The organism is Streptomyces sp. NBC_00094 (assembly GCF_026343125.1).
Taxonomy (GTDB): domain Bacteria; phylum Actinomycetota; class Actinomycetes; order Streptomycetales; family Streptomycetaceae; genus Streptomyces.
In genome coordinates this window covers 5,697,081-5,710,634 of the sequence record NZ_JAPEMB010000001.1, presented here as the reverse complement: position 1 = coordinate 5,710,634, position 13,554 = coordinate 5,697,081, and the positions used below count along the sequence as shown (strand labels likewise).

General features: G+C 72.3%; 11 protein-coding genes. 2 read left to right on the top strand and 9 right to left on the bottom strand.

Features of this window, described 5'->3' with window-relative positions; translation table 11 throughout:
- Positions 1-30 precede the first annotated feature (30 nt).
- Positions 31-1,968 (top strand): protein kinase, encoded by a 1,938-nt coding sequence (locus tag OG580_RS25490; RefSeq protein WP_267045992.1) that lies wholly within the window; start codon positions 31-33, stop codon positions 1,966-1,968.
- Between the two features lie 77 nt (positions 1,969-2,045).
- Here the strand turns inward: OG580_RS25490 and gatB are convergent, their stop codons facing one another.
- The 9 genes from gatB to OG580_RS25445 all read right to left on the bottom strand — a co-directional run bounded on the left by gatB (position 2,046) and on the right by OG580_RS25445 (position 12,663).
- Positions 2,046-3,557 carry an Asp-tRNA(Asn)/Glu-tRNA(Gln) amidotransferase subunit GatB gene (gene gatB / locus OG580_RS25485; protein WP_267045991.1) on the bottom strand — a complete coding sequence of 504 codons (1,512 nt, stop codon included), beginning with the start codon at positions 3,555-3,557 and terminating at the stop codon, positions 2,046-2,048.
- 29 nt (positions 3,558-3,586) lie between these two features.
- Positions 3,587-3,832, bottom strand: coding sequence for a hypothetical protein (locus OG580_RS25480; protein WP_267045990.1), 246 nt, complete (start codon positions 3,830-3,832; stop codon positions 3,587-3,589).
- Positions 3,829-5,331 (bottom strand): Asp-tRNA(Asn)/Glu-tRNA(Gln) amidotransferase subunit GatA, encoded by a 1,503-nt coding sequence (gene gatA, locus OG580_RS25475; protein ID WP_267045989.1) that lies wholly within the window; start codon positions 5,329-5,331, stop codon positions 3,829-3,831. Before gatA ends, OG580_RS25480 begins: the two co-directional genes overlap by 4 nt.
- Before the next feature lie 6 nt (positions 5,332-5,337).
- Positions 5,338-5,634 (bottom strand): Asp-tRNA(Asn)/Glu-tRNA(Gln) amidotransferase subunit GatC, encoded by a 297-nt coding sequence (gene gatC, locus OG580_RS25470; RefSeq protein ID WP_015036350.1) that lies wholly within the window; start codon positions 5,632-5,634, stop codon positions 5,338-5,340.
- Positions 5,635-5,738: 104 nt separating this feature from the next.
- The gene (locus OG580_RS25465) at positions 5,739-7,877 is read right to left on the bottom strand and encodes a bifunctional diguanylate cyclase/phosphodiesterase (RefSeq protein ID WP_267045988.1); all 2,139 of its coding nucleotides are present in this window, start codon (positions 7,875-7,877) and stop codon (positions 5,739-5,741) included.
- Between the two features lie 311 nt (positions 7,878-8,188).
- Positions 8,189-10,369 (bottom strand): NAD-dependent DNA ligase LigA, encoded by a 2,181-nt coding sequence (ligA, locus tag OG580_RS25460; protein WP_267045987.1) that lies wholly within the window; start codon positions 10,367-10,369, stop codon positions 8,189-8,191.
- Positions 10,370-10,401: 32 nt separating this feature from the next.
- Complete coding sequence (locus OG580_RS25455) at positions 10,402-11,400, bottom strand: methionine synthase (RefSeq protein WP_267048122.1); 999 nt, start codon at positions 11,398-11,400, stop codon at positions 10,402-10,404.
- A 17-nt stretch (positions 11,401-11,417) separates the two neighbouring features.
- A complete protein-coding gene (locus tag OG580_RS25450; protein WP_267045986.1) occupies positions 11,418-12,116 on the bottom strand; it encodes an SDR family oxidoreductase in 699 nt (232 codons plus the stop codon).
- A gap of 7 nt (positions 12,117-12,123) precedes the next feature.
- The gene (locus tag OG580_RS25445; RefSeq protein WP_267045985.1) at positions 12,124-12,663 is read right to left on the bottom strand and encodes a TIGR00730 family Rossman fold protein; all 540 of its coding nucleotides are present in this window, start codon (positions 12,661-12,663) and stop codon (positions 12,124-12,126) included.
- A gap of 98 nt (positions 12,664-12,761) precedes the next feature.
- Between OG580_RS25445 and OG580_RS25440 the strand changes: the two genes are divergently transcribed.
- Positions 12,762-13,550 (top strand): alpha/beta fold hydrolase, encoded by a 789-nt coding sequence (locus OG580_RS25440; protein ID WP_267045984.1) that lies wholly within the window; start codon positions 12,762-12,764, stop codon positions 13,548-13,550.
- Positions 13,551-13,554: the final 4 nt, after the last annotated feature.

Here is a 13,554-nt window from a genome sequence, read left to right as displayed (position 1 = left end):
CTCTGTCAATCACTGTGCCTTGGGGGAAACTTGAGCAACACGGCACACCACATCGGGCCCGACTCCACTCCTGACCGGTACCGGCTCCTCCGGTCCATCGGGCGGGGCGGCGAGGCCGTGCTCTATCTCGCGGAGATCCAGCTGGCCGGCGGCACCGAGCCCGTCGTCGTCAAGATCCTCGACTCGAAGACGACGATCACGCCGGAGGTCTTCGAGCGGATCAGCCAGAAGTGGAACGAGCAGGCCGAGCTGCTCCGCTTCGTCCACCGCCCGGGCGTGGTCGGCGTACGGGAGCACTTCCAGGGGCCGCCGATCCACCGCCCCGGCGAGTCCGGGACCATCACCGGCCGGGCCCTGGTTCTCGTCATGAACCACGTCGACGGCCTCGACCTGCGCGACTGGCGGGCCGAGCGCACGCTCACCACGCCGGGCGAACGGCGCGAGGTGATGCGGACCCTGGAGCAGCTCGCGGACGTCCTGGACTGGCTGCACTCCGGGAAGGCCACGCCCTCGGGACGGACGGTCGTCCACGGCGACCTGTCCCCGGGCAACGTCATGGTCGACGAGCACGGCCAGGCCACCCTGGTCGACTTCGGTCTGAGCAAACTGACCGCCGACCACCAGACCGCCGAGGTGTGGTTCACCCCCGGATACGCGGCACCCGAGATCTTCGCGGGCAAGCGCACCCCGAGCACCGACCGCTACGCCTTCGGCGCCATCGCGTACTTCCTGCTCAGCGGGGAGTCCCCGCCTCCCGCGCCCGAGCAGCTGGTCGCCGCGCTCGGCGCGCTCCCGCAGATCGCGGGGCTGCCGGCGGAGCAGCGCGAGCGGGTGCTGAGCATCGCGGCCGCCGACGCGGACCACCGCCCCCTGTCCCTGTCGTCCTGGGTCAAGGACGTCCGGCACGGGATGGTGTCCACGACGACCTCGCGCCCCGCGACGGTCGAGGACGCGGTCCCGCCGGTCCCCACCGCGCGGCCCGTGGCGGCCCCCGCGGTACCGCCCGCTGCGCCTCTCCTGGCCCCGCCCCCGCCCGCGACCCCGCCGCCCGCGCCGGTGGCCGCACCGGTGGCCCAGCCGCCCGTCGGCCCGCCGCCGGTCGTGGTTTCCCAGCCCGTGGTGAGCCCGCAGCCTCCGGCGGCCCCGCAGCCCGTCGTACCGGAGCCGTCCGCCGAGCCGCCCACCGTCGCGACGCCCGGCTTCGGTCCCCCGACGCCTCCCGCCGCGCCGGCGCCCGCGTCGACGGCTCCCTCCGCGCCCGCGCCGCGCCGCCGTCGCAAGGGGCCGCTCATCGGCGCCGCGGCCGGGGTCGTCCTGATCGCCGTCCTCGCGGTGATCGGCGTCCAGCTGCTCGGCGCCAAGGAGGGCGAGGACGGCAAGAACAAGGCCGGCGGCGGGGCGTCCACCGAGACCACCACATCCGCGCCCGCCACGACGGAACCCACGACGGAAGCCCCGACGGAGGAGCCCACCCAGGAACCGACCTCCGAGCAGCCGACCTCCGAGGAACCGACGGACACGCCGACCACGGACCCGGAGGGTTCCGCGAGCCCGACCGACGACCCCGGCTCGGTGCGGGACCTGCCCGTCGCCGATCTGACCGCCCTCGCCTCGGTCAGCGATCCCGACGACTTCGTCATCGGCAGCGCCAAGATCGACACCAAGGAGTACGGGGCCGCCCTCATCGGCGACTGCTACAACGGCGCGTACGTCGAGTACGACCTCAACCGCGAGTGGAAGATCTTCGAGTTCACCGCGGGGATCGACGACGGCTCCAGGATCGAGTCCGCGCGGGTCGTCATCTCCGTGGACGACCAACCCGCGCTCTTCAACGAGACCGTGGACCTCGGAAAGCCGATCGTCAAGTCCCTGAACATCGAAGGGGCCCTGCGGCTCCGGCTCAAGGTGGAGTCGACCTGCGACGACACCGGCAACGCGGTCATCGCCGCCCCGCTGCTCAAGCGGTAGCGCGTACGGGAGACGACGAGCGGCCCCGCACCGGAACTCCGGTGCGGGGCCGCTCGCATGTCCGTACGAGAAGAGGCTCAGCCCTCGCTGACGCCCAGCTTCTCCAGGATCAGGTCCTTCACGCGCGCCGCGTCCGCCTGGCCGCGGGTCGCCTTCATGACCGCGCCCACGAGGGCGCCGACCGCCGCGACCTTGCCGCCGCGGATCTTGTCCGCGATGGCCGCGTTGCCCGCGATGGCCTCGTCGACCGCCGTGCCGAGCGCGCCGTCGTCGGAGACGACCTTCAGACCGCGCTTCTCGACGACCTCGTCCGGGGTGCCCTCGCCGGCGAGGACGCCCTCGATGACCTGACGGGCCAGCTTGTCGTTCAGATCGCCGGCGGAGACCAGGGCGGAGACCCGGGCCACGTCCGACGGGGTGATCGCCAGCTCCTCGAGCGAGACGCCCTGCTCGTTGGAGGATCGGGCGAGCTCGCCCATCCACCACTTGCGGGCCGAGGTCGCGTCCGCGCCCGCCTCGATCGTGGCGACGATCGAGTCGACCGCGCCCGCGTTGAGGATGGACTGCATGTCCAGCTCGGACACGCCCCACTCCTCACGGAGCCGGTTGCGACGCACCCGCGGCAGCTCGGGCAGACCGCCGCGCAGCTCCTCGACCCAGGCGCGGGCCGGGGCCACGGGGACGAGGTCGGGCTCCGGGAAGTACCGGTAGTCCTCGGCGTTGTCCTTGATGCGGCCGGAGGTGGTGGAGCCGTCGTCCTCGTGGAAGTGACGGGTCTCCTGGATGATCGTGCCCCCGGAGGTGAGCACGGCCGCGTGGCGCTGGATCTCGAAGCGCGCCGCACGCTCCACGGAGCGGAGCGAGTTGACGTTCTTCGTCTCCGAGCGGGTGCCGAACTTCTCGACGCCGTGCGGACGCAGCGACAGGTTCACGTCGCAGCGCATCTGGCCCTTGTCCATGCGCGCGTCGGAGACACCGAGGGCGCGGATCAGCTCGCGCAGCTCGGCGACGTACGCCTTGGCGACCTCGGGGGCCCGCTCGCCCGCGCCCTCGATCGGCTTGGTGACGATCTCGATGAGCGGGATGCCGGCCCGGTTGTAGTCGAGCAGGGAGTGGGACGCGCCGTGGATACGGCCGGTGGCGCCGCCGACGTGCAGCGACTTTCCGGTGTCCTCCTCCATGTGGGCGCGCTCGATCTCCACGCGGAAGATCTCGCCGTCCTCCAGCTGGACGTCCAGGTAGCCGTTGAAGGCGATCGGCTCGTCGTACTGGGAGGTCTGGAAGTTCTTCGGCATGTCCGGATAGAAGTAGTTCTTCCGGGCGAAGCGGCACCACTCGGCGATCTCGCAGTTCAGCGCGAGACCGATCTTGATGGCGGACTCGACGCCGATCGCGTTGACCACCGGCAGCGAGCCGGGCAGGCCGAGGCAGGTCGGACAGGTCTGCGAGTTCGGCTCCGCGCCCAGCTCGGTCGAGCAGCCGCAGAACATCTTCGTCTTGGTGCCGAGCTCGACATGGACCTCAAGGCCCATGACGGGGTCGAACGCCGCGAGGGCCGCGTCGTACGACAGCAGTTCAGTGACAGTCACGGTGAGAATTCCCTCTGATGCCTTCGGCCTCAGCCGAACAGGACGTCGTCGTCACCGATGCGCTTGAGCTCGCGCACGAGGAGAGCGACGCCGGTGGCGATGGCGGCGGCGGACACGACGGCGTCGAGCAGCTTGAGCGTGTCGTGCTCGCTACGGGCCGCACGGCCCCGCTTGACCACGCCCAGCAGGCCGAACGCGGTGGTGCCGATGGACAGGTACGTGCCGGTCTTGGACTTCTTGAAGCCCTTGGCCTTCTGCAGTGCACTGGTACTCACAGCGACGGAGCCTCCTCAAGCAGCGGATGCCCCCACTTTTCCACGAACGCGGCCTCGACGGCGGCGCCGACCTTGTACAGCCGGTCGTCCTTCAGGGCGGGAGCGATGATCTGCAGACCGACCGGCAGCCCGTCCTCGGGCGCGAGGCCGCAGGGCAGCGACATCGCGGCGTTGCCGGCCAGGTTGGTCGGGATGGTGCACAGGTCCGCGAGGTACATCGCCATCGGGTCGTCGGCGCGCTCGCCGATCGGGAAGGCGGTGGTGGGGGTCGTCGGGGAGACGATCACGTCCACCTCCTCGAAGGCCTTCTCGAACTCACGGGTGATGAGCGTACGGACCTTCTGGGCCGAGCCGTAGTACGCGTCGTAGTAGCCGGAGCTCAGCGCGTACGTACCGAGGATGATGCGGCGCTTGACCTCGTCGCCGAAGCCGGCCTCACGGGTGAGGGCGGTGACGTCCTCGGCGGACCGCGTGCCGTCGTCGCCGACCCGCAGGCCGTAGCGCATGGCGTCGAAGCGGGCCAGGTTCGAGGAGCACTCGGACGGCGCGATCAGGTAGTACGCCGACAGGGCGAGGTCGAAGGTCGGGCAGTCCAGCTCGACGATCTCGGCGCCCAGCGACTTGAGCAGCTCGACCGACTCGTCGAAGCGCTGCACGACACCGGCCTGGTAGCCCTCGCCGCGGAACTGCTTGACGACACCGACGCGCATGCCGGCGACCGAGCCGTTGCGGGCGGCCTCGACGACCGGCGGGACCGGGGCGTCGATGGAGGTCGAGTCGAGCGGGTCGTGCCCGGCGATCGCCTCGTGCAGGAGGGCCGCGTCCAGGACCGTACGGGCGCAGGGGCCGCCCTGGTCGAGGGAGGAGGAGAAGGCCACCATGCCGTAGCGGGAGACCGCGCCGTAGGTCGGCTTGACGCCGACCGTGCCGGTGACGGCGGCGGGCTGGCGGATGGAGCCGCCGGTGTCCGTGCCGATGGCGAGCGGGGCCTCGTACGCGGCGAGGGCGGCCGAGGAGCCACCGCCGGAGCCGCCGGGGATCCGGGTCAGGTCCCAGGGGTTGCCGGTCGGGCCGTACGCGCTGTTCTCCGTGGAGGAGCCCATCGCGAACTCGTCCATGTTGGTCTTGCCGAGGATGACGACGTCGGCGGCCTTGAGGTTCTTGACCAGGGTCGCGTCGTACGGCGGGATCCAGCCCTCCAGCATCTTCGAACCGACGGTCGTCGGAATGCCGACCGTGGTGAAGATGTCCTTGAGCGCGAGCGGGACGCCGGCGAGCGGGCCGAGCTTCTCGCCCCGGGCACGCTTCTCGTCGACGGCGCGCGCCTGCGCGAGGGCGCCCTCGCGGTCGACGTGCAGGAAGGCGTGGACCTTCTCGTCGACGGCCTCGATACGGGCGAGGTGGGCCTCGGTGACCTGGACCGCGGTGAGCTCGCCTGCGGCGATCTTCCCGGCGATCTCGGCGGCCGTGAGCTTGATGATGATGGTGTTGTCCGTCATGACGTGTTAGTCCTCCCCCAGGATCTGCGGCACCTTGAAACGCTGCTGCTCCTGGGCCGGGGCGCCGGAGAGCGCCTGCTCGGGGGTGAGCGACGGACGGACCTCGTCCGCGCGCATGACATTGGTCAGCGGCAGCGGGTGGGAGGTCGGCGGTACGTCTTGGTCGGCGACCTCGGAGACGCGGGCGACCGCGCCGATGATGTCGTCGAGCTGGCCGGCGAAGTGATCGAGTTCTTCGCCCTTCAGCTCCAGACGCGCCAGCCGTGCGAGGTGGGCGACCTCCTCGCGCGTGATGCCAGGCATGCGGATCCTCACGGGGTGAGCTTGATGGTGTTGACCCATCCTATGGGGCCGGTGCCGCTCCCCGTGAAACGGTCGGCCCGGGCGGGACGCCCTTGAGGCGGCCCCTACGGGACGACCTGACCGGAGGGGTGGTCGAGGTCGACCTCGACGACGACGTCGGCGGCGAGTTCGGCGGCGATGTCGGCGGGTCGACGCCAGCCGTGCTCGCTGCGGGCCAGGAGCCAGGCCGTCGCCTCGGCGGGCGGCATCGCGGCGGCGACGAGCCAGCCCTGGACCGCGTCGCAGCCCAGGTCACGCAGGCGCTCCCAGGTCTCGTCGTCCTCCACTCCCTCGGCGACGACGAGGAGGCCGAGCGAGTGGGCGAGGTCGAGGGTGCAGCGGACGATCTCGGCGTCCTCGGTGTCGACGGCGAGCCGGGCGACGAAGGAGCGGTCGATCTTCAGTTCGCTGACGGGCAGCCTGCGCAGATGTACGAGGGAGGAGTAGCCGGTGCCGAAGTCGTCGAGGGACATCTTGACGCCGTGGCCGGTGAGCCCGTTGAGCGTGTCGGCGGCCCGCTGGGGGTCCTCCAGGAGCACGTGCTCCGTTATCTCCAGCTGGAGGGCGCCGGCCGGGACCCCGTGGCGGGCGAGGCGGGCGGCGACGGCGCCCGCGAAGCCGGGGGTGTGGACGTCACGCGGTGAGACGTTGACCGCGACCGGGACGTTGAGGCCCTGGGCGCGCCAGCGGGCGACCTGGGCGAGGGCGGTCTCCAGGACGTACTCGGTGAGGTGGGGCATCAGGCCGGAGGACTCGGCGATGGCGATGAACTCGTCCGGCGGGACCTTTCCGCGCTCCGGGTGGACCCAGCGGACGAGCGCCTCCAGACCCGCGACCTGGCCGTCGAAGCGGACCTTGGGCTGGTAGTGGAGTTCGACCTCGCCGGCGTCGAGGGCACGGCGCAGATCGCCGAGGAGGCCGAGCCGGTCGGGGGTGTTGGAGTCGCGCTTGGACTCGTAGACCTCGACGCCGGTGCGGTCCCGCTTGGCCTGGTACATGGCGACGTCGGCGCGGCGCAGCAGGCCCTCGGCGTCGAGGGCGTGGTCGGGGAAGACGGCGACGCCCGCGCTGGCCTCCAGGACGAGGGTGAGTCCGTCGAGGTCGAGCGGGGAGGAGAGTTCCGCGACGAGGTGGCGGGCGACGCGCTGGGCGCTGGTGGTGGAGTCGGCGGAGGGCAGCAGGACGGCGAACTCGTCGCCGCCGAGGCGGGCGGCCTCGGCGCCGCGGGGCAGGGCGAGGCGGAGCCGGTCGGCGATCTGCAGGAGGAGCCGGTCGCCCGCGAGGTGCCCGAGGGTGTCGTTGACCGATCTGAACCGGTCGAGGTCGATCAGGACGAGGGCGGCGCGGGCGCCTTCGCTCTCGGCCTCCTCCAGGGCCGTCCAGGCCCTCTCCAGGAGCCACTGGCGGTTGGGGAGTCCGGTCAGGGGGTCGCGCAGCTGTTCCTCGGCGCGGGCGCGGGCGATCCACAGCGTGGAGTCGAGGGCGATGAGGGGGACGGCGAAGAGCGGCAGGAGGACGGGCCGGGTGGCCGCGACGACGCAGATGAGGGGGGCGATGCCGAGCAGCGCGACGGCGACGAGCCCCTGTCGGAGGAGGGCGGTGCGGGCGATGGTGGGCAGTCCGCGGCCCAGGGGTGCGAGCGTGTACCACAGGAGGATGCGGGTCACCACGAGATAGGCGCTCGCGGCGAGGACGACTTCCGGGATGTCCCCGATCGTCCAGTCGAGGGGCTGCCAGGACTCCTCGACGGTCGGTACGTCTCCGAACAGCGCGAGGACGAGGGCGGCGGCGGCGACTCCGAGGACGTCGGCGGCGCCGTGCAGGAGGCCCTGGCGCCAGCGGTGCCGGCGGGCGGCGCCGACGAGGGCGACGACGGTCAGCGAGACGAGTCCGGCGGGCATCCAGCCGTACAGCAGGAGGACGGCGAGGGTGAGGGCGGCGGCGGAGCCGGTGCCGCCCCACCAGCGGTCGCGGCCGAGCGCGACCAGGTGGCCGACGATGAGGCCGGTGAGGACGGCGAGGGACCAGCCGGCGGCCCCGCCGGGGAAGAGTCCGTGTCCGGTGCGCAGGGCCTGCTGGAGGCCGGCGACGAGCACGACGGCGGCGAGGCCCACCACGGCTGCGGGCAGCCGGGAGGTGAGGCCCGTGGGGACCACACGGCCGTACGGCCGTGGGGCCGGGGCTGCGCTCTCGGTCGGTTCCATTCCCGTCCCTCTCACAGGCGGCGGTGCCGTCGGTGTGCGATGGGCCGCGGTCACGCGGCCGTCCGTCGTCCGGCCGTCCGTCATGCGGCCGCCGCGGAGCGGCTGTTCCTCATGTCACGGGGCCGTTCTTCCTGGCGCGCTCGACCGTCGGAGCCCTCGCGCGGCCGTGCGGGACAGGCGCACGGTCACCACAGTAGGCCGCCGAGGGCTCCGACGGGCAGCGCTCTTCCTCTCTTGCCCGAATGCGACCCGGCCACCCGTAACGATCTGGTATGCGCCGAACGGGTGGCCTCCCCGGGGGCCGGAGCCGGCTACTCCGTGACCGGGACCGCGGCCTCCCGGGCGGCTTCGGGCCCCTGTTCGAGCAGGACCGAGAAGCCTTCCTCGTCCAGAACCGGAACCTTCAGCTGCATCGCCTTGTCGTACTTCGAACCAGGGTTTTCACCGACCACCACAAAGGCGGTCTTCTTCGAAACGGAACCGGTCACCTTCGCTCCGAGCGCCTGGAGCGACTCTTTTGCGCCATCCCTGGTGAACTTCTCCAGGGTGCCGGTCACGACGACCGTGAGACCTTCCAGCGGACGCGGTCCCACGTCCTCCCCGGCGCCCTCGTCCTCCAGAGCGACCCCGGCCGCACGCCACTTGCGCACGATCTCGCGGTGCCACTCCTCGGAGAACCACTGCTTCACCGCGGCCGCGATGATCCCGCCTACGCCGTCGACGGCCGCGAGCTCCTCCTCGCTCGCCTGCTCGATCCGCTCCAGGGAGCGGAACTCGCGGGCCAGCGCCTCGGCCGCGACCGGCCCCACGTGCCGGATCGAGAGCCCGTTGATGAAGCGGGCCAGCGGCCGCGTCCTGGCCGCCGCGATGTTCTCCAGCATCGCCAGGGCGTTCTTCTTCGGCTCGCCCTTCTGGTTGGCGAAGACCGTGACGATCTTCTCCTCGCCGGTCTTCGGGTCCCGCCTGGGCAGCCCGCTGTCCGGGTCGAGGACGTACGCCTTGATCGGCAGCAGCTGCTCGATCGTGAGGTCGAAGAGGTCGCCCTCGTCCACGAGCGGCGGCTCGGCCGGCTCCAGCGGGCGGGTCAGCGCCGCCGCGGCGACCGAGCCGAAGTTCTCGATGTCCAGGCACTGGCGCCCGGCGAGGAAGAAGAGCCGCTCGCGCAGCTGGGCCGGGCACGTCTGTGCGTTCGGGCAGCGGAGGTCGATGTCGCCCTCCTTCATCGCCTTCAGCGGCGTCCCGCACTCGGGGCACTCGGCGGGCATCACGAACTCCCGCTCGCTGCCGTCCCGCAGGTCGGCGACGGGACCGAGGATCTCGGGGATCACGTCACCGGCCTTGCGCAGCACGACCGTGTCGCCGATCAGCACGCCCTTGGCCTTCACCACCTCCTGGTTGTGGAGGGTGGCGAACTCGACCTCGGAACCGGCCACGGTCACCGGCTCCACCTGCGCGTACGGCGTGACGCGCCCGGTGCGGCCGACGCCGACCTTGATGTCGACCAGCTTGGTGTTGACCTCCTCCGGCGCGTACTTCCAGGCGATGGCCCAGCGGGGCGCGCGCGCCGTGGAGCCGAGCCGGCCCTGGAGCGGGATCTCGTCGAGCTTGACGACGACCCCGTCGATCTCGTGCTCGACGGAGTGGCGGTTCTCGCCGAAGTACGCGATGAACTCCCTCACGCCGTCGAGCGAGTCGACCACCCTGTTGTGCCGGGCGGTCGGCAGGCCCCACTCGCGCAGCAGCTCGTAGGCGTGGGAGAGGCAGTCGATGTCGAAGCCCTCGCGGGCGCCGATGCCGTGGACGACCATGTGGAGCGGCCGGGAGGCGGTGACCTTGGGGTCCTTCTGGCGGAGCGAACCGGCGGCCGCGTTGCGCGGGTTGGCGAAGGGCTTGTCCCCCGCCTCGACCAGCCGGGCGTTGAGCCCCTCGAAGGCCTCCATCGGGAAGTAGACCTCGCCGCGGATCTCCACGAGGTCCGGGACGCGGTCGCCGTGCAGCCGGTCCGGGATGTCGGCGATCGTCCGCACGTTGGGCGTGATGTCCTCGCCGGTGCGGCCGTCGCCGCGGGTCGCGGCCCGGGTCAGCCGGCCGTGCTCGTACGTGAGGTTCACGGCCAGGCCGTCGACCTTGAGCTCGCACAGGTAGTGGTAGTCGGGGGTGCCGACGTCCCGCGCGATCCGCTCGGCCCAGGCGGCCAGTTCCTCGTCGTCGAAGGCGTTGTCCAGGGAGAGCATGCGCTCCCTGTGCTCGACGGAGGTGAAGTCGGTCTCGTACTGCCCGGCGACCTTCTGCGTCGGCGAGTCCGGCGTCCGCAGCTCCGGGTACTCCTCCTCCAGCGCTTCGAGCGCGCGCAGGAGCGTGTCGAACTCGCCGTCGCTGATGACCGGCTGGTCCTTCACGTAGTACCGGAAGCGGTGCTCCTCGATCCGCTCCGCCAGGTCGGCGTGCTTCTCCCGTGCCTCGGCGGGCAGGGCCCCCTGTTCGACTGCCACCTTCGTCCGTCCTCCCGTGCCTCGAAACCCGGTCACTCTGGGTTGTCCGCGAGCGATCTCGCCGCCCTCGCGCAGTGGGCGAGCGCCGCACGGGCATAGGCGGGCGAAGCGCCCGCGAGCCCGCACGTGGGGGTGACGACCACGGACTCCGCGAGAGTCCCCGGATTCAGCCCCAGCCTGCGCCACAGCGTCCTGACACCCATGACGCTACCGCCCGGGTCCGACAACGGGCCGTCGGTGGACGGCACCACACCGGCGAAGAGCTTCGTGCCGGCCTCCACGGCCTCGCCGATCGGCTCCTCGTCACGTTCGGTGAGGAGCCCGAAGTCGAACGAGACTCCGGCGACGCCGGCCCTGCGCAGCAGCGCGAACGGGACGTCGGGGGCGCAGGAGTGGATGACCACCGGCCCGTCGTGGACCGCGATCACGTCCCGCAGGGCGCTCTCCGCGACCTGCCGGTCGACGGCCCGGTAGGTGCGGTAGCCGCTGGCGGTACGGATCTGCCCGCGCAGCACCGCGGTGAGCGAGGGCTCGTCGAGCTGGAGGACGATCCGGGCCCCGGGGATCCGCCTGGCCAGGTCCGCGAGATGGGTGCGGAGCCCCTCCGCGAGGGAGCCGGCCAGGTCGCGGCAGGCGCCCGGGTCGCCGAGGGCCGCCTCGCCGCCGCGCAGTTCCAGGGCCGCGGCGAGCGTCCAGGGGCCCACGGCCTGGACCTTGAGCGGGCCCTCGTACCCCTGGGTGAACTCCTCCAGCGCGTCCAGGTCCTCGCCGAGCCAGGAGCGGGCCCGCTTGGTGTCCCGGCCGGGGCGGTCGCTGATCCGCCAGCCGCTCGGCTCGACGTGCGCGTACAGGTCGACGAGCAGCCCGATGGTCCGGCCGATCATGTCGGCGCCCGGGCCGCGCGCGGGAAGTTCCGCCAGGAACGGGAAGTCCTCGAAGGATCCGGTGACCGTCTTGGCGGCCTCGCGGGCGTCGCCGCCGGGCAGGGACCCGACGCCGGTGGCGGGGCCCCAGAAGCTCGTGTCGCCCATGTCTGCGTCGCTCACGCCTATCGCCCCGGACGGACGGTCAGGTCGTTGATCTCGGCGTCGCGCGGCAGGTCGATCGCCGTCAGGATCGCCGTCGCGACCGACTCCGGGTCGATCCACTTCGACGGGTCGTACTCCTTGCCCTCCTGCTGGTGCACCTTCGCCTGCATGGGGCTCGCGGTGCGGCCCGGGTAGACCGAGGTGACCCGCACGCCGTTGGCGTGCTCCTCGTGGCGCAGGGAGTCCGCGAGGGCCTTGAGGCCGTGCTTGGAGGCGGCGTACGCGCCCCACTCGGCGTGCGCGTGGAGCCCGGCGCCCGAGTTCACGAAGACGACGTGCCCCTGGGAGACCCGCAGCTGGGGCAGGAGGTGCCGGGTCAGCTCGGCCGGGGCGATCAGGTTGACGTTGAGCTGGTGGTGCCAGGTCTTCGGGGTGAGGTCCCCGATCGGCCCGAGGTCGACGACGCCCGCGATGTGCAGCAGGCTGTCCACCCGCTCGGGCATGGTCTGGTGCGAGAAGGCCCAGGACAGCCGGTCCGGGTCGGCCAGGTCCCCCACGAGGGTCCGCGCCCCGGGGAACTCCGCGGCGAGCTCCTTGGCCCGCCCCGCGTCGCGCGCGTGCAGCACGAGTTCGTCTCCGCGTGCGTGGAGGCGGCGCGCGACGGCCGCGCCGATGCCGGAACCGGCTCCGGTGATCACATGTGTAGCCATGGGCACCATGCTCGCATCAGCGGGAGCCGATGCCGTCCTCCAGGTACGCGAGGGCCGTCGGGCCGTCCTCCGCGAAGAAGACGAGGTCGGTGAGCGGGAGCGGCAGGAAGCCCTCGTCCTCCATGCGGTGGAGCTGGGCCTTCAGGCCGTCGTAGAAACCCGCCGTGTTGAGCAGGACCACCGGCTTGGTGTGCTTGCCGTGCTTCTTCAGCTCCAGGATCTCGGTGGCCTCGTCGAGGGTGCCGACGCCGCCGACCATGACGACGATCGCGTCGGACTTGGCGAGGAGGAGCGCCTTGCGCTCGGCCAGGTCCCGGGCGACCACCATCTCGTCCGTGGCCGGGCGGGCCTTGGACTGGAGGAAGTCGACGGAGACGCCGACGAGCCGGCCGCCCGTCTCCTGGACGCCGTCCGCGACGACCTTCATCAGGCCCGTGTCGGAGCCGCCCCAGACGAGCGTGTGGCCGGACTTGCCGAGGAGGGTGGCGAATTCGCGGGCGGGGACCGTGTAGCGCTCGTCGAGGTCGGCGGCGGAGAGGAAGACGCAGATGTTCATGCGCTCCACCGTAGGGGCTGACCAGCGGCTTCCGGAATTCTTCGGGAAATCCCCCCGCGTGGCGATGAGTTCCGGTGACGGGCCGGGTCTGCACTGCCATGGACGAGGTGGAGACCACGCTGAGCAGGGTCCGGGGACGGGTCACGTCGCGGGACGGGACGACGATCGCGTACGAGCGGTACGGGGACGGGCCGCCGGTGGTCCTGGTGAGCGGGGCCCTGTGCACGGCCGCGAGCGAGGGGCCGCTCGCCCGGCTGCTCGCCCGGCGCTTCTCGGTCGTGACGTACGACCGGCGGGGGCGCGGCGGCAGCGGCGACACCGGGCCGTACACCGTGGAGCGGGAGATCGAGGACCTGGCGGCGGTGGTCGCGGAGGCCGGGAGCGGTGCGGCCCTGCACGGCGTGGGCACCGGGGGCGCGCTGGCGCTCGCCGCGGTGGCCGCCGGGCTGCCGACCGGGCCGGTGTCGGTGTACGAGCCGCCGTACGCGACGGAGGCCGCCGACCGGCACGGTCGGGCGGCGGCGCTGCTCGACCGGGGGCAGCGGGGCGCGGCCCTCGACCTGTTCCTGGCGGAGTCGGCCGTGCCGGCGGGGGCGTGGCCCGGGCGGGAGGAGCTGGCGTCCACGCTCGCGTACGACCACGCCCTCCTCGGCGACGGGACGGTGCCGGAGCGGCGCCTCGCCGGGGTCCACGCGCGCGTGCTGGTCGTCGACGGGGGCGCGAGCCCCGCGTGGGCGCGCCGGGCGGCCCGCGCCCTGACGGCGGCGCTCCCCCGGGCCCGCCACCGCACCCTGACGGGGCAGACGCACGAGGTGGCCCCGCACGTCCTGGCTCCGGTCCTGGAGGAGTTCCTGGCGGAGGAGCGGGAGACGAGCGAGGCCGCGTAGCTCG